14 protein-coding genes, 1 tRNA gene and 1 pseudogene are annotated in these 22947 nt (G+C 35.7%); 12 read left to right on the top strand and 4 right to left on the bottom strand.

Annotation, left to right across the window (positions count from 1 at the left end):
* Positions 1-110 precede the first annotated feature (110 nt).
* The 4 genes from trxA to AO058_RS02335 all read left to right on the top strand — a co-directional run bounded on the left by trxA (position 111) and on the right by AO058_RS02335 (position 3134).
* Positions 111-428 (top strand): thioredoxin, encoded by a 318-nt coding sequence (trxA, locus tag AO058_RS02350; RefSeq protein ID WP_075325050.1) that lies wholly within the window; start codon positions 111-113, stop codon positions 426-428.
* A 102-nt stretch (positions 429-530) separates the two neighbouring features.
* Complete coding sequence (locus AO058_RS02345; protein WP_075325049.1) at positions 531-1463, top strand: DUF58 domain-containing protein; 933 nt, start codon at positions 531-533, stop codon at positions 1461-1463.
* 87 nt (positions 1464-1550) lie between these two features.
* A tRNA-Asp gene (locus AO058_RS02340) sits at positions 1551-1624 on the top strand.
* Positions 1625-1877: 253 nt separating this feature from the next.
* On the top strand, positions 1878-3134 hold the full coding sequence (locus AO058_RS02335) for a site-specific integrase (RefSeq protein ID WP_075325048.1): 1257 nt from the start codon (positions 1878-1880) through the stop codon (positions 3132-3134).
* Between the two features lie 89 nt (positions 3135-3223).
* Here the strand turns inward: AO058_RS02335 and AO058_RS02330 are convergent, their stop codons facing one another.
* On the bottom strand, positions 3224-3985 hold the full coding sequence (locus AO058_RS02330; protein WP_075325047.1) for a VIT1/CCC1 transporter family protein: 762 nt from the start codon (positions 3983-3985) through the stop codon (positions 3224-3226).
* A 227-nt stretch (positions 3986-4212) separates the two neighbouring features.
* Here AO058_RS02330 and AO058_RS02325 point away from each other — a divergent pair, with 227 nt between their 5' ends.
* From AO058_RS02325 to AO058_RS02315, 3 genes are all read left to right on the top strand, one after another.
* Positions 4213-4614, top strand: a complete 402-nt coding sequence (locus AO058_RS02325) for a hypothetical protein (protein ID WP_075325046.1) — start codon at positions 4213-4215, stop codon at positions 4612-4614.
* Positions 4615-4682: 68 nt separating this feature from the next.
* Entirely contained in the window at positions 4683-9017 is a 4335-nt protein-coding gene (locus AO058_RS02320) for a CusA/CzcA family heavy metal efflux RND transporter (protein ID WP_075325045.1), read from the top strand.
* Entirely contained in the window at positions 9014-10144 is a 1131-nt protein-coding gene (locus AO058_RS02315) for an efflux RND transporter periplasmic adaptor subunit (RefSeq protein WP_075325044.1), read from the top strand. Before AO058_RS02320 ends, AO058_RS02315 begins: the two co-directional genes overlap by 4 nt.
* A 378-nt stretch (positions 10145-10522) precedes the next feature.
* Here AO058_RS02315 and AO058_RS02310 read toward each other — a convergent pair.
* Positions 10523-11012, bottom strand: a pseudogene (locus AO058_RS02310) (BfmA/BtgA family mobilization protein).
* Between the two features lie 753 nt (positions 11013-11765).
* On the opposite strand from AO058_RS02310, the gene AO058_RS02305 reads away from it, so the two are divergent.
* The gene (locus AO058_RS02305) at positions 11766-12527 is read left to right on the top strand and encodes a DeoR/GlpR family DNA-binding transcription regulator (RefSeq protein WP_075325042.1); all 762 of its coding nucleotides are present in this window, start codon (positions 11766-11768) and stop codon (positions 12525-12527) included.
* Between the two features lie 105 nt (positions 12528-12632).
* On the opposite strand, the gene AO058_RS02300 is transcribed toward AO058_RS02305, so the two are convergent.
* Positions 12633-13835, bottom strand: a complete 1203-nt coding sequence (locus AO058_RS02300; protein ID WP_075325041.1) for a porin — start codon at positions 13833-13835, stop codon at positions 12633-12635.
* A gap of 540 nt (positions 13836-14375) precedes the next feature.
* Between AO058_RS02300 and AO058_RS02295 the strand changes: the two genes are divergently transcribed.
* The 4 genes from AO058_RS02295 (at position 14376) to AO058_RS02280 (ending at position 22044) form a co-directional block, all read left to right on the top strand.
* Positions 14376-17648 (top strand): SusC/RagA family TonB-linked outer membrane protein, encoded by a 3273-nt coding sequence (locus AO058_RS02295; RefSeq protein ID WP_198036133.1) that lies wholly within the window; start codon positions 14376-14378, stop codon positions 17646-17648.
* Between the two features lie 53 nt (positions 17649-17701).
* Positions 17702-19459, top strand: a complete 1758-nt coding sequence (locus tag AO058_RS02290; protein WP_075327863.1) for a RagB/SusD family nutrient uptake outer membrane protein — start codon at positions 17702-17704, stop codon at positions 19457-19459.
* 121 nt (positions 19460-19580) lie between these two features.
* Positions 19581-20978, top strand: a complete 1398-nt coding sequence (locus AO058_RS02285) for a sulfatase family protein (RefSeq protein ID WP_198036132.1) — start codon at positions 19581-19583, stop codon at positions 20976-20978.
* A 136-nt stretch (positions 20979-21114) separates the two neighbouring features.
* Complete coding sequence (locus AO058_RS02280; protein WP_075325039.1) at positions 21115-22044, top strand: glycerophosphodiester phosphodiesterase family protein; 930 nt, start codon at positions 21115-21117, stop codon at positions 22042-22044.
* Between the two features lie 115 nt (positions 22045-22159).
* Here the strand turns inward: AO058_RS02280 and AO058_RS02275 are convergent, their stop codons facing one another.
* Complete coding sequence (locus tag AO058_RS02275) at positions 22160-22834, bottom strand: GDSL-type esterase/lipase family protein (protein ID WP_075325038.1); 675 nt, start codon at positions 22832-22834, stop codon at positions 22160-22162.
* Positions 22835-22947 lie beyond the last annotated feature (113 nt).

The following is a 22947-nucleotide window of genomic DNA, read 5'->3' as shown; positions in this document are numbered from 1 at the left end:
GAGTTGAATAAGCGTATAATTAAATACAATATCGCTTGTGTAAGGAAAGCAAAAATATTTGACTAATTTTACACTTTAATGATAATAACAGAAATTAAAAATAGATAATTATGGCTATTGAAATAACTGATGCGAATTTTGAAGAGCAGGTACTAAAAAGTGACAAACCTGTAATGGTAGACTTTTGGGCTGCATGGTGTGGACCTTGTAGAATGGTAGGACCAATTATTGAGGAAATTAGTACTGAATATGACGGGAAAGCCGTTGTAGGAAAACTAGATGTTGATGCTAACCAGGAGTTTGCTGCGAAATACGGAGTGAGAAATATCCCAACCGTGCTTATTTTTCAAAATGGAGAAGTAGTAGGCCGCCAGGTAGGTGTTGCACCAAAAAATACTTATGCTGAGGCTTTAGACGAATTGCTATAAATTTTAGCATTTTATATAATTTGAAAACCCGGTCTTGTACCGGGTTTTTTATTGCCGGTTTTTTAGTTTTAAAACAGCGGCTTTTATTTATCTTAGTACAGGATGGATTTAAAGGAAGAAATATATAGTTCGGCGGCGGGGTTTACCCAGTTAGAACTTTTGGCGAAACAGGTGGTAGAAGGTTATATTTCGGGAATTCACAAGAGTCCGTTTCACGGGTTTTCTGCGGAATTTGCCGAACATAAGATTTATAATAACGGCGAAAGCACCAAACATATAGACTGGAAGCTTTTTGCCAAAACCGATAAACTCTACACAAAACGCTACGAAGAAGAAACCAATTTGCGTTGCCATTTTATAATGGATAATTCGGCTTCGATGCATTATCCTGAGGTGAAGAAATTTTCGGCAGACTCACTTAATAAAGTCGGTTTTTCGGTATTATCTATCGCCAGTATTATGCAGATTTTAAAACGCCAGCGAGATGCTGTGGGTCTTAGCATATATAGTGATGAATTTGAGTTTTACGCGCCTGAAAAAGGCAGCGATCGCCATCAGCATATGTTACTGGATGCGCTTAATAAAAGTCTTGAAAAGAAAACAACTCATAAAGCAACTAAAACTTACACTTTTCTACATCAAATTGCCGAAAAGTTAAAACGCCGTTCCCTGGTGTTTTTGTTTACCGATATGTTCCAGGCCGATACCGAAGAAGCAGCACTTTTTGAAGCTTTGCGGCATTTAAAATACAATAGGCACGAAGTTGTTTTGTTTCACGTAATGGATAAAAAGCGGGAATTAGAATTTGACTTTGAAAATATCCCGAAACGATTTACCGACGTGGAAACCGGGGCCGAAATAGATCTTTATTCTGAAAATATTCAAGAAAGTTATCAAAAGGCGGTACAAAAATATGTTGCTGACCTGAAATTAGAATGCGCTAAATACAAGATTAATTATGTAGAAGCGGATATTAATAAAAACTTCGATAAAATTTTGACAACCTATTTTGTTGAAAGACAAAAGTTTGCCTAATGGTATAAAAATAATGCTGAAAAAATTTTAAAAAAAGGTTTGTGTAATAATAAAACAGATGTATATTTGCACTCGCAATAAAGCAACGGTCTGGTAGTTCAGTTGGTTAGAATACCTGCCTGTCACGCAGGGGGTCGCGAGTTCGAGTCTCGTCCAGACCGCTTTTAAAGCACCAAAATATCCCAAAAAGCCTCAAAATCAATGATTTAGAGGCTTTTTTTATTCCCGAATATATCAAAATATCACAAAAAATGCTAAATGATTGGTGCTGAATTCGGTGCGTCTTTTTCTCGAACAAAAAGACGCACCGAATTTATCATAAAGCACTGTTAATGAATAGGTTGCGTAGATTCTTTAACACTTTTAAGCCTTCTTCTTTTGTATCTTTCGGTGAGCATTTTAAAAGACGCACCTATGTCAACATTATTAAATATTCTATTTTTCCCGAAAAAAGGGAGATCTACACTGGATGGAGAAGCAATTTTATATTGTAGAATTACCTACAGAGGTAAAAGAGCCGAATTTAGTACCAGCCGAAAGATTAATCTTAAGTTATGGATTAATAAAAGCGGGAAAGCCAGGGGTACTTCCGAAGAAGCAAAAGTGGTGAACCGATATATAGATCATATCCGGTCTTCACTTTATGATATTCACGACCGACTTTTAAGAGATAATAAGCGTGTTTCAGCTTCACTCATAAAGGATATCTATTTTGGCAAGGAGGAGAAGCAGTATATGCTAGTAGAAATTTTTCAGGAGCATAATGATGATATGGAAAAACTAATCGGAAAAGGATATACCAAAGGAACTTTGCAAAGATATAATGCCTGTAAAAAGCATATCGAGGATTACCTTGCTTTTCGGTATAAAACAAAAGACATGCCCGTTGAAGATGTAGACCACCAATTTATTGTTGGGTTTAATCATTATTTAAAATCGGATAAAGACTGTGCTCACAATACGGCCCAAAAGTATATCGTAAATTTTAAAAAGATCATTCGTATCGCTTATGCTAATCAATGGATAGAAAAAGACCCCTTTTTCCATTGGAAAGGGAGTTGGAAACCTTCTGAACGTAAGTTTCTTACGGATATTGAACTTCAGAATTTGGTGGAACAGTATTTTGAAATTCCGCGCCTGGATCGAATGAGGGATATTTTCGTCTTTTGCTGCTATACCGGTCTATCATTCTCTGATGTAGAAAAATTGAGCGCAAATGATATCGTTTTGGATTCAAAAGGTAAGCAATGGATAAAAACCAAAAGACAAAAAACCAAATCACTAAGCAGTGTACCTTTGCTTGATATTCCAAAAGCAATACTTGAGAAATATGCAGACCATCCCAAGGTAAAAATGGGGAAAGTAGTTTTGCCGGTTTATTCCAATCAAAAATATAATGCTTATTTGAAGGAAATAGCCAGCGTTTGCGGTATTAAAAAGAACCTTACCACACATTTAGCCCGTCATACATTTGCCACGACCGTAACACTATCTAAAGGTGTTCCTATAGAGTCTGTAAGCAAGATGTTAGGACATAGGTCTCTTAAGACCACACAGATTTATGCCAAAGTTTTAGATGAGAAGGTAGAAAAAGATATGGAAAAGTTGCAGGAGCAACTTAGAAAGGAGCAAGAAAAGAAGAAAAATAAAGAGAAGCCAGGTGAGGAATGAATTTTAATACAATGATCGAGCAATCTTTAATTTATTGAAATAAGCAATATAGGGATAATATTTTATTCTAACCGGATTAAATAGAGCTCCTATAAAAACATCTTTTCCAGTACATCTCCTACGTAATAGGCAAGAAAAGCTGCAATTCCGCCTAATAATAAGGTTTCGAGAATTCCTATAATTACATTTTTTTCGGTTACCAAACTTTTTAGTGCTCCTACAATTGAAAGTGCAACTGCGGTAAGAATACATGAATAAATAAAAAGTTGAGAATTTATGTTGGAGGTATCATCACTCATAAATACATAAGAAAGTAGAGGAACGGCTCCCACTACTATAAAACTTATAAAGGTGACTCCAGCTGTTTTATACGGAGTTTTTTCACCTCTTACCATATCAAGCTTCTCTTTCATCATAGTATCTACCCACACATCCTTGTCAGCTGTTATTACTTCTACAACCTGCTCCAGTAACTCACCACTAAAGCCCTTCGCGCTATAGATCTCCCTTATTTCCTGAACTTCCTTTTCTCTTAAATTTTCAATTTCCCAATATTCAAACTGCCTGTGTTTATCAAAGTTATCTTTCTCGGCCTTGGTAGAGAAAAAATTACCTACAGACATAGAAAAGCCATCAGCAATTAAATTAGCTAACCCCAGGATGATCACTACTGAAATCCCAAGGCTAGCACCTTCGGCTCCGGCTACGACAGCGAAGGTTGTAATTGCTCCATCTATACCTCCATAGACAAATTCACCTATATATTCCTTATTGAAAAATAATTTTTTCCCACCTGAATGAAGAACCGCTTCATTTTCTGGAGATTGATTTGGTGGTTTGTTATCTAACATACGACTTCATGTGAATATTAAAGTTAATAGAAAAAGATTAGAATAATCAAGCTAATTGAAGATTAAAAGATTTAGACTATAAATGTATTAAGGGATATTTTTTAAAAACAAAATTTACTGTTTATAATTTGTTTAAATTCTTCTTACAACTAAGTTTAAATTAATAACTTTCATATATTTGAAATTAATTCTGGCGCTTCGTTCAGTAACGGTTGTATCTTTATAAAATGAATGCTATCCTTTCCATTGGTCTGTCTATGCTGTTTTTATTCCAGGGATTTACTCTAAACCTTAAGGATTTAGCGCAAATCGGGGATTTAGTAGAACACGTGAATTTTCATGCTAATACCTACGGAGATAGTTTTGAAACTTTTCTTTCTAAACATTATGGCGAATTAAAAGAGAAGCACGCGAAAGATAATCAGGAGGAAGAAGATGAGCATGAAAAACTTCCATTTAGCCACCAATTTAATATTCAGAATTTTATAGTTTTTGTTCACTTACCTAATGATAATTTTTGTTCTAAGGTCATTTTAGGTTCAACTACTCCATCAATCTTTTTTTATTCAGAATCTTACTCTTCTATTAGAGAATCTAAGATTTTTCAGCCTCCTCGATTAGCAGCATAAAATTTTAGTTTTTAAAATTCTTATCTGCAAGATGTTTCTTGTGGTTCATTTGTTTTATACGCAATTTTATGCTTTCAAAAATTATAAAGTTCAGTTTGGAGAACAAACTTATTGTTCTTCTGTTTACCCTGTTTATTGCGGGCTATGGTGTTTATACGCTCACTCAAATTCCTATTGGAGCTGTTCCTGATATCACCAATAACCAGGTACAGGTAATAACGACTTCCCAGAATCTTTCTACACAGGATATGGAGCAATTCATCACCTATCCTGTAGAGCTTGAAATGGCAAATTTACCTGGAGTAAAAGAAATACGTTCGGTTTCAAAATTTGGGCTTTCGGTAGTTACCATTGTTTTTGAAGATAATATGGGAACTTATTTACCACGGCAATTAATTGCCGAGAAAATTAAATCAGCTTCCCAGAATATTCCAGAAGGTTTTGGAACTCCTGAAATGGGACCTATAACCACAGGGTTGGGAGAGATATATCAATACATTCTTGATACAAAACCTGGTTACGAAAACCGGTATTCTGCTATGGAGCTTCGTACCATGCAGGACTGGATTGTAAGACGTCAACTTTCCGGCATCCCCGGCGTGGTAGAGGTGAATAGCTGGGGAGGAAAACTTAAACAATATGAGGTAGCCATAAATACAGAAAAGCTTATGGCTATAAACATAAGTACAACCGATGTTTTCACGGCTCTTGAAAAGAATAATAGCGTAGCAGGTGGTGGATATATCGAAAAGGTTAACCAAGCTTATTTTATTCGGGGAGAAGGACTTGTTACATCGCTGGAAGACATTGAGAACATCGTAGTAACAAGAATAGGAAGTAATCCTGTTTATATAAAAGATATTGCCAAGGTAGGTTTTGGTAATGCCATCCGCTATGGTGCCATTACCGCCAATGGGGAGGGTGAAAAGGTACTGGGCCAGGTAATGATGCTTAAAGACGCAAACTCGAATAAAGTAATTGAAGCAGTGAAGGAGCGGGTAGATATCATTTCGGAAAATTTACCGGAAGGTGTTTATATTAATGGTTTCCTTGACAGGAGTGTGCTTATTGGTAAAACCACTTTTACTATTGCTGAGAACCTAATACTCGGTTGTCTTATTGTAATATTTGTGGTGGTTCTTTTACTGGGTAATTTCAGATCGGGACTGGTTGTAGCATCAGTCATTCCGCTCTGTCTTTTATTTGCTCTTGCCCTTATGTACATTTTCGGGGTAGATGCCAATTTGATGAGTTTGGGAGCTATAGATTTTGGAATAATAATAGATGGGGCCGTAATAATTGTAGAATTTATAGCATTTAAAATTACTGCCAAAAAAGGTGAACTTCAAAATCTTCAGAAACAAGAAAGAAGGCTTGTAAAAGATAAGATAACTTTTTCGGGAGCTTCAAAGATGATGAATTCAGCGGTTTTCGGTCAACTAATAATACTAATAGTTTTTATACCTATTCTTTCCCTTAGCGGGGTAGAAGGTAAGATGTTTAAACCTATGGCTCTTACTTTTAGTTTTGCCCTTATAGGGGCTATGATCCTTTGCTTTACGTACGTGCCGGTTATGTCTTCTTTATTTTTAAAACCATCTAATTTATCAGATAAAAATCTTTCTGTCCGCTTAATGCGTTTCTTAACCCGGGTATATGATCCTGCTATCCGTTTTGCTCTTAATGCCAAAAAACTGGTACTGGTTCTTGCTTTACTAATACTGGCAATTTCCATATATATTTTCAATAGTATGGGAGGAGAATTTGTACCTACATTAGATGAGGGGGATTTTGTAATTCAACCTGTTCTAAAGACGGGAACATCGCTTAGTGAAACTATTAAATTGACTACTCAAATTGAGAATATACTTCTGGATAATTTCCCAGAAGTAGATCAGGTGGTTACCCGAATAGGTGCCGCAGAAGTGCCAACAGATCCTATGTCTATGGAAGAAAGTGATGTGATCATTACTTTAAAGCCAAAAGGAGAATGGGTAAGTGCAGAAAGTAAAGATGAACTGGCAGGTAAATTTAAAGAAGCTCTTTCCGTAATCCCGGGTATGGGGGTGGAATTTACACAGCCCATTGAAATGCGGTTTAATGAGTTGATAACTGGAGTTCGTGCCGATATTGCAATTAAAATCTTTGGAGAAGATCTTAGTGTTTTAGGTACTAAAGCTAACGAGATAGAAAAGCTAATAAGCAATGTAGAAGGAGCAGCAGATATAACCGTAGAAAAAATTGAAGGCCTTCCCCAAATGAATGTCAAATATAACCGGTCTAAAATTGCTAGATACGGGCTGAATATAGCAGATCTTAATGATCTGGTAAGTATGGGATTTTCTGGTAAAACTGTGGGTAATGTTTTTGAAGGTGAAAAAAGATTTGACCTGGTAGTAAGACTGGAGCAAGGCAAAAGAAAAGATCTTGAAAGCCTGCAAAACTTATATGTTGATTCTCCTTCAGGAGATAAAATACCCTTACGGGAATTGGCCGATATCTCATACCAAACCGGTGCTGCTAAAATTTCCAGAGATGATACCCGTCGCAGGATTGTTGTAGGGGTAAACGTTCGTAATCGTGATTTGCAATCGGTGGTAGATGATATACAACTACTTATCAATAATAATATTGAGTTACCCGTAGGTTATAACATCGCTTATGGTGGCCAATTTGAAAATCTTGAAAGTGCCAGGAAAAGACTACTTATAGCCGTTCCTATCGCACTTATTTTAATTTTTATTCTGCTTTATTTCGCCTTTAAATCGGTTAAGGAAGCACTTATAATTTATTCAGCAATACCATTGGCTTCAGTTGGCGGAATTCTACTTTTATGGAGTCGGGATATGCCTTTTAGTATTTCCGCAGGGGTAGGTTTTATAGCCTTGTTTGGAATTGCAGTGTTAAATGGAATTGTTCTTATAGAACATTTTAAAGAATTAAAAAAAGAAGGTATGCCACATAATAATGATCTTATAATCTCAGGAGCAAAAGACAGGTTGCGTGCGGTACTTTTAACAGCCTCGGCCGCTGCCCTGGGTTTTCTTCCTATGGCGGTTTCTTCAAATGTTGGAGCTGAAGTGCAAAGACCATTAGCAACCGTAGTGATAGGAGGTTTGGTGTCAGCTACTTTACTTACTCTCATAGTACTGCCGGTTTTATATTCCATTTTTGGAAATAATACCCGTATAAAACCCGGTAAAAATAAACCTATAGGAGGAACAATGCTGATATTACTATTAATTAGTATACCCGGTTTCACCCAGGAAAAAGACCTGAATTTTGAACAAATAAAACAACTTGCCAGGCAGAATAACGCAGGTTTAAAAGCATCTAAGCTTAGTACAAAAGAAGCTGAAGCCATGATAAACACGGCCTTCGATTTTAGTAATACTGAAGTTTATTATCATTACGATCAAAATAATCTGGCTGTAAACAATGAACCTCTAGAGGTATGGGGTGTACAACAGGATTTCTCTTTTCCTACAGTGTATACTTCAGCCCGGAGACGTAATAAAGCAGAGTATAATCTCCAAAACCTGAGTTACGAACTTACCGAAATGGAGTTTGAAGGTGCGTTGGCTTCAGCATATTACCGCTTACAGTATGAGATGGAGCGGCAACAGGTATATGCTTATTTAGATAGTATTTATAAACATTTTTCCCATTCAGCTACCAGGCGCTTTGAACTGGGAGAAACAAATTATTTAGAGAAGATTACGGCTCAGGCAAAACAACGGGAATTACAAACAAGGTATGAACAGGCGGGAGAAGTTGTTATTATTGCCAGGCAGCACCTTCAAAGATTGGTACAGGCAAATGAATCATTAGATGTAGCCAAAATTGAACTGCCAAAATTGGAAATTAAAAATATAGGAGTTGAGGAGCACCTGGTTTTAGATTACCATAAGGCAAGAATTTCGCTCTTTGAAGCTGATGCTAGTTATCGGAAACAGCAATTATTACCCGATATAAGTCTTAACTATTTCACTGGCACTAATTCCAGACTAAATAATTATTTATTTGGATACCAGGTAGGACTTAAAATACCAATTTTATTTACAGGTAAAGCCGCGCGTATAAAATCTAGCGACATTGCAGAGGAGCGAGCTTTACAAGAAGCTGAAGATGCTAAGGTTTTCCTGAAATCAAAATACCTAACCTTAAGTGCCGATCTTAGGAAATACAGTCACGCGTTATCTTATTATGAAAATGAAGGGAATGATCTTTCAGCAGAGATTCTTAAAACTGCTAATTCCAGTTATCAAAACGGAGAAATCGATTTCCTGGAATACATTCAAAGTCTTGAAAGTGCCAATCAAATTCTCTTATCCTATTTAGAGAATCTCAATGCCTATAATCAAACTGTAATTGCCATTAATTATTTAATACCCCAGGAATGAAAAATCTCAATTTTACATTATTTATCCTTTTTTCCATTTTAATCCTTAGCTGTAAGAATGCTGAAGAGAATAAAGATCAGGCTAAAAAGCTTGGTTCCAATGAAGTCATTGTTACGCCAAGTCAATTCAGCAGTAACCAAATGCAACTGGGTAATCTCGTGGAAAAAAGCTTCCCTGAAGTGGTGAAAACTACTGGAGAAATAGATGTGCCACCAGAAAGCCGGGTGGCAATAAATGCTTTTATAGGAGGATATGTAAAACGTATCCCGCTATTGATTGGAGATGAAGTTAAAATTGGTCAGGCATTGGTTACATTAGAGAATCCTGAGTATATAGAAATCCAGCAAGAGTACCTGGAAGTAGCAGAACAACTAAATTATCTTAAAGCAGATTTTGAAAGACAGGAAACCTTACTAGAGGAAAAAATAACTTCAGAAAAAAAATTCCTGCAGGCAGAAAGCGATTTTAGAAAAAACCTTGCCAGATATAATGGTTTAAAGCAGAAATTAAAAATGCTTAATATTAATCCTACCAGGGTGGAGGAGGGCAATATAACTTCAGAAGTTACAATCTATTCCACAATTAACGGAAGGGTCACCAATTTAGGTATAAGTAGGGGTATGTTTGTTTCTCCGACAGATCGTATAATGGAGGTCATTGATAAAGAGCATATGCACCTTGAGCTAATTGCTTTTGAAAAAGATATTTTAAAAATTAAAGAAGGTCAGGATATAACTTTCAGGATTCCTGAGTCGTCTTCTGAATCTTTTAATGCTAAAATCTATCTGGTAGGAACAACAATTGAGAGGGATAGCAGGACTTTAAAAATACATGGCGATTTGCCAGATAGTTTAGTTGATCAATTTTCTGTGGGAATGTTTGTAGAAGCAGATATATTAACCAATAAATCTACTCAGTTTGCATTACCAGAAGAGGCTGTCATAACCCAGGACGAAATTTCGTATGTACTTAGATTGGAAGAAGAAAATGAAGATGGGTATACTTTTAGAAAACAATCCGTAAATGTTATAAATACGTTTGAAGGATTTATTGGAATCGCTAATGAACCCGGGTTCACAAAAAAGGACCGCTTTTTAGTAAAGGGAGGTTTTAGACTTATTGATTAACTGGATTTTTAGCGCTTTGTGAACCAGTTAATAATTGATCATCAAGAATTTTTCTAAATCCATGAATCCCAAGCTAAAGGACTTATGTGTGATTTTTTTGATGACATTAAATTTGATGCTAGTTGTAATATTTTGATAATATAAAACTTAAAAATCAGCCTTCAGGATCACAGAATCGATTAAAAGAAACTAAATAAAATGATAGCTTTTTTATCATTTACTTTTTTCATCTGGAGCATTTTCCTTTTGGACGTCAAAAAAGAACGGAAAAGTAGAAAAGAATGATAATTTCCGTTCTTTAACTTCATTTACTTCTTTCAGCGCCTTCGCATTACCTTTTGATGCACAGTATTTTCACGTTTTGAAATTATAGAGGAGCTATAAATAGCCCTGCGGTTTATGCGCTCCGGGTAATTTCAAAGCTTGTTCCTTAAGCAGCAAAAGGGAAGGCGATATCCAAGAGGTTTTAAAAGAAATAGAGCTAAAATTTTGATTGGTAAAGTAATTGTAGAAATCGGGATGAGTATTGTCTTCCTCATAGTCCCTTATTCGATTTTCGTAGTTATTTTTGGGATCTGCAGCTTCCATTAGAGATTCCAAAATGCCTAAAGTGGGGTTTACTTTATTCTTCTCTATATCTTTCAAAATTGCGATAACTGCATTTATTCTTTTTTTGACTAGGTTTTCCGGAGTCTGCATTTTTGGACCCATGAGTTCATTGGGAGAAATACTATTCAAAAAATTCGACCATCGATAATAGTGTCATTGATTGAGATTTAGATAAAGCCCGGCTGACCCTTCTAAACTTTTTGGCTACGGAAGTCTTGATCTTAAGAGTCTCGAACTTCTCTTTTTTTATATTCTTCATCCATTTTTTAGTAAAATTTCTACCATTTTTCAATGGGTTTCAAGGGTTTTTAGTAATAAAACAGCTTATTTTTAATTATGACCCTTGAATGAAATTACTTAAATAACTGATAAGCAGTTGTTTGTATTTTGAAAGGTAATTCTTAACGTGGCTCTGCCCGTTACCCTCTTGCTCTACCTTTTCGTCCCACAGGGACAAAAGCTTCGACTATTAAATTGAATTTAATACCACTTTAAATATTTAAAAACTACATCCTGTTTTTTATGATTTGAAAAGAAAAACTTTGAAGTTAATTATATCGATAGGAAAGAATTATTGAGAAGAAACTTCAATATATTTTTAATGCTGTTTTAATTTACTTTCAAAATAAATATTTCCTTTTACTGAAGAAATACGATTTCCCAGGGTGTCGTTTCCTGATTTAGGACTCGTTATTTGAACCAGCTCGTTATCGGATTATTGAAATAATGGTTTTTTTGTTTTTATTGAGATAATATCCGGTACTCCTAAAGATAGTTTTGAAGATTTAGGCTACCTAAAAGTTATTATATAGGGAGTTAAAGGAAATGAATGCACAAAATGTACAACTTTGTTAGAATTACCGAAATCGGTGAGGACGAAATACAGTGTGTCTAAATCATTCGCAGTATAATTCTTAACCTACATAGATAAAATATAAGATATATTCAATTTTGAGAGTCTAATGAAAATATCGTATTTTGCTATTATTAACTTTAGTATACGAGCAGCTCAATGGGAACAGTGGATAGGCATCAAATAATTATTGAAAAAATTAATAAAGATGGACAAGTAAAGGTTCAGGACTTATGTGATGAATTTGATGTATCTTCTGTAACAGTGCGGAAAGATTTAAAATTTCTCGAAGAAAAAGGGTTGCTTTACAGAATGCATGGGGGAGCGACACATACTAACCCTTATACTACCGATAGACATGTGAATGAAAAGGAGAAAATTCATCTTTCAGAAAAAATGGGAATTGGTGAAGTTGCAGCGAAAATGGTTACTGCGAATGATTCTATCTTAATAGCTTCCGGTACTACAGTTCTGTCTTTAGCTAAGAACATAAAGCCTCTTGAAAATCTAACCGTTATAACCCCCGCTTTAAATGTAGCCCTGGAATTAAATCAACATAAAGAAATTGAAGTAATTCAACTGGGAGGTATACTTCGTAAACGCTCTTCTTCGGTGACAGGTTTATATGCTGAAAATAACCTCTCTGATTTTTCTTGTTCTAAGTTATTCCTGGGAGTTGATGGAATTGATCTGGAATTTGGACTTACTACTGCGAATATGATGGAAGCGAGACTTAATAGAGAAATGATAAAAGTATCTCAAAAAACAGTTGTGCTTGCTGATTCCACGAAGTTTGGTAAACGGGGCTTTGGTAGAATCTGTGGTTTTGATAGTATTGATGAAATTATTACTGATACTGGGATTTCTAAGTTTACAAGAGAGGCCCTGGAGGAACATGGAATTAAAATCACGATTGTTTAATATCTCTTCAGTTTTCAGAATAATTTTATCTACCGCGTTTATTGCGCGTCGCTATCACTTATTTCTTTTTTTTTATAGAAGATGACTCCTTGTGTGTTTATTACCCTAGAAATGGAAATCAATTTGAAGTCTATATAACGTTCGGTTGGTAATGCTGTGGTCCATATCGTTCAAACTAATATCAGTTTGAATTTTGAGTTTATGGTTTATGATATATTTGGATAACCCTATGGTGTATTGGTTCTCAATGTTATTTGGAAGCTGGAATTTTCGATCAATATGGGTAACTCGTCCTACCAATTCATAATTATTGTCAAGTAAATACCCAATTTGAAAGTTTATTCCGGTACCCTCGTTAACCTTATCTCCAGTTGGAGTTCCATTGGAGTTTAGGGCTATTGGACTTTCTGCATTCCTTTTAGCATACTCGCCCATAATTGATAAGCCTCTATATTTAAACATTGCATCAACAAAATAGGTGTTTATATCTGTCTCGTGGAATCCATAATCTGTACGCATATAGTTGCCCATATTAGAGCGATTTCTTACTGCATTATTGTTGTGGTCAAATGTAAATCCTACTGCAAGTTTTGGGGATTTATATCGATCTAAATCTGCCTGTTCATACGCATTAAAATTCCCGAAGGGAAATAATTCCAGTCTTCCGGTGTATTGAAAACCTCCCAGATTTCCCGAAATAATATTTCGTCCTTCACCCTGAGAAAAACTTATAGCTTTTTTTATTAGAATATTTTCTCCCAGTTGATGAGAATGATGTAATTGCACACCTATATCCCGATCTATGTTATATCGGCTATTTAAAAGAGAGCGATCTACTAATTGCAAATCTCCTGATGAAATAACCCTTTCCCTGTTACCGGGCAGTTTAGTCTGGCCAGCCCATAATACGAAATTTTTATAGAAGTTCCACTTTAGCACGGCATCCAGAATATATCGAGGAGCATTGCCTGTAAATTCATTACCTCCAGAAATATCTCTATTTGAAAGCCCTAGTTCGATTTTATATTCAAGCTTGGGAGAATATGCAAAGCCTTCAAATTTTAATCTTGCTCTTCTAATTAGCATATTCGTTTCTCCAGAAGTGGAGGTGTCATCCTCCGTGAAGGTCCACCGAGAAGAAAATAGCGTCTGGAACCTAGTAGCAAATTTTAGGCTATATGAACTATCTTTTGCAACTACATTAATAAGGCCATTGCCAAAAGTGGATTCTGTAATTTCTTGCGATTTTGCAGATAATCCAAGAAAACATAATAAAACAATTGTACAACATCTTAGTTTTGGTTTCATTCTGGTTTTTTTTATAGAATTTTAAAACTGTACTTTTTTCTTTTCAGAACTTGAATTATTTGCGGATTTTTTTCAATTAAAGACTTGTATTCTTCCTTTTGTTTTTATTAGAGTGATTATCCGTGCTACCAACTGAATAGGCCTGTTCAAATATTGCAAACCTTTTTAGAATCTTTAAGTTTTGTTAAAGAATTATCTATTTCTAAGCCATTTGGAAAGGTTTCTATATTCATTCATTAATATTTTAAATGATAAAATGGTATCAAAAATAACAAATAAAAATAAAAAATGAACTTTTTTTGGTTTTAATTTGTTTTCTTTTGTTTTTATTTTTTACATTTGATTATGTTAACCTAATGTGAATAAATGATTTAGTGGGAACATTTTCTGGTTTACGATATCGTTTTCGCCTTACGTGGTGCGGCGTAGACAAGAGCTAGCTAACATAAAATTAATAAAAGGGCAACTTTCAATTAAGGGAAGAAGTGAAAACTAAACCAAATATTTGCAAACCTAACTATGAAATATAATCCAAAAATTATGAAACAAATTTTAAAACGATTAATGTTACTAACCTTCGTTCTTGGTGGGTGGGTTATACATGCTCAGGAAAGACAGGTTTCCGGGGTGGTGTCTGATGAAATAGGGATGCCTATACCTGGTGTTACTGTTCAGGAAAAAGGAACCTCTAATGGAACCGTTACAGATTTTGATGGAGAATTTTCTCTATCAGTTTCTGATAGCAATAATACTATTTTGGTTTTTTCCTTTTTAGGTTATGAATCTAAAGAAGTTAATATTGGATCTCAATCTGCATTTAATATTACCCTGGAAGAAGATTCAGAAAGTTTAGATGAGGTAGTAGTTGTGGGTTATGGAACACAAAGGGAGGAGAATCTAGTAGGTTCGGTTAGTACTGCAGATTTGGGTAACATCGAAACTCGACCATCAGCCGATATTGCAAGTTCTTTGCAAGGAGCAGTGCCAGGATTAAATATTCGTTCGGCATCCGGTGGTGATCCCTCAACAACTCCAGAGATTAATATTCGGGGTTTTAATTCTATAAATGGTGGGTCTCCGCTTGTTATAATTGACGGGATTGAAGGTGATCTCGCAAATATAAACCCTAACGACATAGAGAGCGTAACGGTATTAAAAGATGCTGGTGCAGCGGCTATTTATGGAGCAAGAGGTTCATTTGGTGTAGTATTAATAACTACAAAATCCGGAAAAGAAGGTGAGTTTAACGTGGAATACTCCAATAATATTGGTTTTACAACAAATACTACCCGAACCGATTTCGTTACTAACCCATATACATATGCTAAATGGGTTGACGATGCTATAGGTTCTTATCATAGTGGCTGTTACGTGTGTTATGAAGACGAAGATTGGGAGATTGCTCAACAAGTGGGTAATGGTGAGCGTGAACCTTTTTATGAACAACAACCTGACGGGACCTATAAATTCTTTGGAAACACAGATTTTTACGATGTCTTATTTAAAGATCGTAGATCCCACCAGATAAATAACATTTCTGTTTCGGGTGGTTCTGAAAAATTACGAGGAGTGATTTCTGGAAGAACCTATGAAAGAGAAAAAATTCAAAATATCCAGGATGCGGAAATGAAACGGTACAATCTCCAGCTTAAATTGACTGCTAAGCCTTATAAGTGGTTAGAATTAAATGCTTTGAGTAGGTTTAGTAGCAGGTATGATGAACAATATGCCGGAACGAAAAATGGTTGGGGCGATGAATTTGGGGTTAGTAAATGGAGAGATCTTTTCCCTAACCATCCTGCTTTTGTTGATGGGTATGGTGTTAGTGTAGGTCGTACCGGAAATGGTTATGTTGGTCGGCTGGGTGCTTTAAAAGAAGGAGCGGCTCATCGTCAATGGACGTATGAAAATCAAACGAATACTCTGGGGGCTGAAATAAAGCCACTCAAAGGCTTAGTGCTTAATATGAATTATAACTATAGCATTGATAGAACAGATAGAACATTTAATTATAAACCGTTTAGTTATCTCTCTGGAAATAAACTCGAGCTATTAGAAAACGAAGGTTTAAATCGACATAATGAATATCGTTGGAAAGATTATTATACTGCGATCAATATTTACGGAACCTATACCACTGAAATCGCCGATAAACATAATTTTAAGGTAATGCTTGGTTTTAACCAAGAAGAGTTTGACCGCGATAGAGTGGGAATGAGGATAGAGGATTTGCTAACAAGGGATAAAGCTAATATATCTTTTGGAACCGAAATGTTGGATATGGAAGGTTCTACCCTGGAATGGGCTATTCAAGGTTACTTTGGACGTTTTAATTATGATTATGACGGTAAATACCTTTTGGAAGTTAATGCGCGTTATGATGGTTCATCCCGTTTTCCTGAAGAGAATAGATGGGGGTTATTTCCATCTATAGCTGGTGGGTGGATTATTGATAAAGAAGACTTTTGGACGCCTTCCCTGGAAAATGTCATCTCTTCTTTAAAGTTAAAAGCCTCTTATGGTAAGCTGGGAAATCAAAGCGTAGGGGTAAATACCTTTAGACAATTAATTGGAATGGGGAGAACAACCTGGTTGTTCAATGGTGAACAGAGTAATTATGCCAGAGTACCTTCACCACTGCCGGCTAATATTGGATGGGAAAAAATAACCTCTACAAATGTTGGATTAAATATGGGATTCTTCGAGGATAAATTAACGACCTCTCTTGAAGTTTACGAACGTAATACCCGAGATATGTATTTACCTGGTCAACCGCTTCCAGCCGTTTTTGGAGCTTCGGAACCTAGAAGAAATTATGCTGCCATGCGGAATAGAGGTTTTGAAGTAACCCTGGGATATAATGATGAGTTTATGGTTTTGGGTTCTGAGTTATCTCTAAGTGCTCAAGCAAATGTGTCTAATAATACAGCAGAAATAACAAAATTTGATAATCCAAATGGTTTATTAAGTACTTTCTATGAAGGACAGCGAATAGGCGAAATATGGGGTTACCGTATAGATGGACAGTTCCAGTCAGATGAGGAGGCTGCCGCCTTTCAAAGTGAATACGGAAGAGATAACCTGTTTAGAGTTTATAGAGGAATATTAGATTACGGATCAAATAGTGACTGGAACCTATTGCGCGGAGGAGATCTTAGGTATGTAGATGTTGATGGTGATGGAAGTATAGACAATGGTAATAATACCCTGGAAGATCATGGGGACCTGGTTCCGATTGGAAATGCTTTACCTCAATTTCCTTTTGGTTTTAATATAAGTGCGACATGGAAGAATATTGACCTAACTGTTATAGGACAGGGAGTTGCAAAACAAGATTGGTATCCTAACGGGCCTTTATATTGGGCAACTTTCCATAGGCCTTATACATCTTTTATCAGAAAAGATTTATTAAACCAGGTATGGGATCCAGCACATCCTAACGATCCAAACAGAATATTTCCACAAAGACAAAGAGCATATAATGCTTTAAGTAATGGTCGTATGTCTTATAATTATAATGACCACTTTTTAACCAATATTGGTTATTTAAGAATTAAAAACCTAACCCTGGGATACACCATTCCGCCAACTTTTACTAAAAAGATTAATGTAAAGAGACTAAGAGTTTTTCTTAGTGGAGAAAATATATTTACATGGAGTTTTGGAGGTTTGACGAAATATCTGGATCCGGAAGAGGTGGGAGCTCACGTAAGTTATTCCAATCCAAATAGCGTGAGTGGAAGATCAGCAACGGATACCCAATTGTATCCTATGGGTAAAACCTTTTCGGCAGGCCTACAAATCAACCTATAATTTTCCCTTTGGGATAGAAGGTTAATAAAATATATAAATCAACAATGTTCAAAATGAAAAAAATAGATATACAGAAAAAGATAGTTCGTGTATCGTCGCTAGTAGCTTTATCGCTTTTTTTGATAAGCTGTGACGCTGATATACTAGACCAACCACCAGGGGATGCAGTAACTTCAGACGAGTTTTTCAATACAGGTGCTGACCTGGAAGCATATACCAATGACTTATATGATGTATTGCCGAGTACATCCGTGTACATGGACGATTCGGATTCAGATAATATTTTAGGTGTAAGTGCAGGAGATAGGCTTAGAGGGACTCGAAGAGTTCCAACTGACCGTGGGAGCGGAGGATGGTCCTGGGGTTATTTGCGTAGGATTAACTATTTTCTAGAAAATTACGATAGGGTAGATGATGCCGAAGCTACGGCGAAATATTCCGGAATTGCAAAATTTTTCAGAGCTTACTTTTATTTCGAAAAAGTGCAACGATTTGGTGATGTGCCCTGGTATAGTGAAGTAATTAACCAGGATGACGAGGAACTATTATTAAAAGCAAGAGATTCCAGAGAATTAGTAATGGATTCCATTATGGCTGATATTGATTATGCCATTGAAAATATACCTGCTGAGAAAGAATTAAATCGAATAACAAAATATACAGCATTAATTTTAAAAGCTCGTATCGCCCTATTCGAAGGAACATATAGAAAATATCATGGAATGGATGATTATGAAAGGTTTCTGTCGGAAGCAGCTTCCGCGGCAAAGCAGTTGATGGATTCGGGTGCATATGAACTTTATACAAGTGGGGGGGAGGACCAGGCATACCTGGATTTATTCGCAATGGAAGACCAAAACATGACGGAAACTATTTTAGCAGTAGATTATGAATTTGGATTAAGAACTCATGATCTTGCTTATCGCATGACTGCTCCTACCCAGGGAAGATGGGGGTTATCCAAAGATTTGGTGAATAGCTATTTAATGGCTGATGGCACTTCATTTACTGATCAACCCGGGTTTAACACTATGGAGTTTTATGAGGAGATGCAAAACCGAGACCCTAGATTAACCCAAACTACAGCAGGACCTGACTTTTCTACTTATGGCTCAGAGGAACGTGAGCCAGTTAATTTAGATATAACAAGGACGGGTTATAGAGTAATAAAAGCCCTTCCACCAAAAGGACCACAGTGGGGATCGGGAGGATCATTTAATGACCTTATACTTTTCCGATATGCGGAAGCCTTGTTGATTTATGCTGAAGCAAAAGCAGAGCTGGGTACATTAACTCAGGGTGATCTTGATATTTCAATAAATAAATTAAGAGATCGTGTAGGTTTACCACATTTAAATATGGCCGAAGCTAATGCTAACCCCGATCCTTATCAGGATAGTCTTTATGAGAATGTAGAAGGACCAAATAAAGGGGTGATCCTGGAGATTCGTCGTGAACGAAGAGTGGAGATGGTTAATGAAGGTTTACGATGGGATGATCTTATGAGATGGAAAGAAGGACAAAAAATTGAGGATCCTATTGAAGGAATATACTTTTCGGAATTAGGAGCTCACGATTTTAATAATGATGGTAATTATGATGTATATGTTCACGATGGGGATGCCTCTGGTGCACCAGACGAAGTAACCACAACGATAAATATAAATGAAAGACAACTTACAGAAGGTACCTCTGGAAATTTACTGCTATTCGAAGGTGGGAATTTTGACGAAACCAGGGATTATCTTTACCCCTTACCGCTGGAAGATTTAGAACTGAATGAAAATTTAGAGCAAAACCCTGGCTGGTAAGTGCAGTTGCAATATTCAAAATAATAAAAGTTTATCATTTGAACTGATTAATTATTATAGGAATTGATTAGCCAAAACCTGCCGTTTCTTTCTCGGCAGGTTTAATTTTAATTAGAGAAATTTGGTAAAAATAGGACAAATAATTAAAATCATTAACCGAACTGTAACTTCAAAAAAAATCCTTTTTCTATTTTTTCTTGTGGGAATTCAGGGCTTATTATTAGGACAGGAAAAACCTCCCAATGTAATTGTGATATTTGTAGATGACCTGGGATATGGCGATCTCAGTTCATTTGGTCATCCCACCATTAGAACGCCACATATAGATCAAATGGCGCAGGAAGGGGTGAAGCTCACTCAGTTTTATGTAGGGGCTAGCATATGTACCCCAAGTAGAGCTGCTTTATTAACCGGCAGGCTACCTATACGTAGTGGTATGGCTGGCTCCAAAAATAGTGGAAACGTTCTCTATCCAAGATCTACAGGAGGGTTGCCACAATCGGAAAAAACAATAGCAGAAGCAGTTAAAGAGAAAAATTATACTACCGGAATTATTGGTAAGTGGCATTTAGGACATTTACCTGAGTATTTACCATTAAATCACGGATTTGATTATTATTTTGGAATCCCTTACTCTAATGATATGCTCCCTCCACGTTATAAAAAAGCTCCTAAATTACCACTTTATGAGAATGAAGAGATTATAGAACACGATCCTAACCAGAAGCTATTAACCAAAAGGTATACTGAAAAAGCTATTGATTTTATAGAAGCTAACAGGGATAATCCATTCTTTTTATACTATCCAAATAATTTTCCTCATACTCCATTACATGTTTCGGATGATTTTGAAAATAGAAGTAAAAGGGGATTATATGGAGATGTAGTAGAGGAAATCGACTGGAGTGTGGGAGAAATACTAAAAACTCTGAAGGACTTAAATATTGACGAAAACACTTTTGTGGTTTTTACTAGTGATAACGGTCCCTGGCTTAAAAGAGGGAAAAAAGGAGGTTCTGCCGGACTACTTTATGAAGGTAAAGCTTCTACTTATGAAGGAGGGTTTCGAGTCCCTGCTGTGGTTAGATGGCCAGGAAAGATTCCTGCAAATCAAACCTTTGATGCAATTACCACTGCGATGGACCTGTATCCAACGATTTTAAATCTTATGGGCTCGCCATTGCCTGATGATCTTACTTTAGATGGTGTAGACCTTATGCCATTGTTAAGCGGAGAAAAAAAGAAGGTCAATGACGTTGTTTATTATTATTTAAGAGATGAGTTGTATGCAATAAGAAAGGGTAGCTGGAAAGCTCATTTTATAACTAAGCCTTCCTATTCCAAGGAGAAACCAAAAATTCACAAAACTCCTAAATTGTTTAATATTGATGTCGATCCTTCGGAAAAATATGAAATTGGAGAACATCACCCTGAAATCATTGAAGAAATAAAAGATATCTATAAAGAACATCAAAAGACTATAAAACCAGTTAAATCCCAATTAGATTTAGGGTATTAAAAGTGAAGAATTAATCTTTATAGCTATTTACAAAATAACCATCAATATTCCGATTCAGTAAAATTCTTTTAATTAGCCTTAACCTGTTAGAATGTGAAATTTGACAAAATTATATTAACCAAAATTTATATGAAAAATGAAAGGAATTAGATTACTAGTATGTTTATCTCTTATCGCTTCACTTAGTTGTAAGAATAACCGTGAAAATAACCAGGATGATAACTCAAGAAAGGATAATCCAGGGTCTAAAAAAGTGCAAGTGCAAGGTCATAGAGGGGATAGGGGTAATTTACCTGAGAACTCTATTCCTGCTTTTTTAAGTGCAGTAGAGAAAGGTGCTGACGTTCTGGAACTGGATGTTGTCGTCTCTCAGGATAAAAAAATAGTTGTTTCGCATGAACCCGTTATGTTAGCCTTGTATATGCTAACCCCAGATGGAGATAGTATAGCTAAAGAAAATGAGAAAAATTATAATCTTTATAAGATGGATTATGATAGTATTCGAAAGTTCGACAGTGGATCGAAAAAAAACCGTTTATTTCCTAATCAACAACCTCAAAAAACCTATAAACCTTTATTGAGTGAGGTTATTGATACTGTAGAGAATTATATTCAGGTTAATGATTTAGATGAGGTTAAATATAATATCGAAATCAAATCCTCTGAAAAGAATTATGGAATTTTTCAGCCGGAACCAGCTGATTTTGTCGATCTGGTGATGAATATAATTGAAGAAAAAGGCATTAAAAATAAGGTGAACCTACAATCATTCGATGTCAATATTTTACAAATTTTAAATGAGAAATATCCGGATATTGAAGTTGCGTATTTAGTATCCAAAGAAAGTATAAATAAGAATTTAGAGAAACTTGGATTCATACCAGATATTTACAGCCCTAATTACAAGCTCTTAAAGAATAAAGAAGTAGTAGATTCTATTAAAGAAAGAAATATGGATTTAATTCCCTGGACGGTAAATGAAGAGGAAGCTATAAATAAGATGTTGGAACTCAAAGTTGATGGTATTATTACTGATTATCCGGAAAGAGTGTTAAATAAAATATAGGTGTTATATTATTAAAATTGTTGATCTCTATTACAAAAAGAGAGGGTTTTGGCCCTCTCTTTTTTTATATTCCTGAATAAGTTTTATGCTCTATAAATTACCTTTATTAAGTAGTTTAATTTAAATAGGGTTTAAGGATCTTAGCCCAGTTTTTATAGGCATGTGCGTTTAAATGCAGGCCTTCCTCCGTAAACTTTCTACTTAACCGATTTTCTTTGTCTAGGAAATGTGGATGAATATCAATAAAGTTAACATCATAGGTTTTCGATAAGTTTTTCAATTCTTTATTTATGGCCAGTATATGTTCATCTTTATTATAATGGTTTTTATATCGTGTAAAGGTATTGTTGACTGGCAGAATACTCTGAATAAATACTTCAGTATTAGGACTTCCTTCTTTAATCCTACTGATTATTTTTTCATAGTTAGAAATGATCAATTCATCAGGATAATTTCTCGCAATATCATTTATACCTATAAGAATAAAAACCTTTGAAGGTTCGCCTTCAATAACTTCATCCAGTCTTTCCAATATACCGAAGGTGGTGTCCCCGGAAATACCACGATTTCTCGCATTCGGTAAACCGAGTAATTCATTCCAATTAGTCCCTGCTGTAATACTATTGCCAAGGAATATTATATCCTCATTAGAATCAGGATAGCCTTGAAATTGATTTACCTGGATGTGGTAATTTCGCGGTCTATGCAAACTGTCTACCTCAATAGTTTGGGAAACCAGCGAGGTGGTAGTAACTAGTAGAATTACAAGTAAAAAGTTAGTAAGTTTCATTATTCAAATTTTAAAAGTAAATTTTATTTGGATTTTTTCCCTCTTTCCTGAACTCCTCCCTCGGGGAGATTCCGTGTTAAATATTTTAGAGAGTGTTATTCCAATCGATATAT

It is taken from the genome of Salegentibacter sp. T436, from assembly GCF_001932675.1.
Taxonomy (GTDB): Bacteria; Bacteroidota; Bacteroidia; order Flavobacteriales; family Flavobacteriaceae; genus Salegentibacter; species Salegentibacter agarivorans.
Note: the sequence above shows the minus strand (reverse complement) of the source record. Positions and strands in the feature narration are given on the sequence as shown.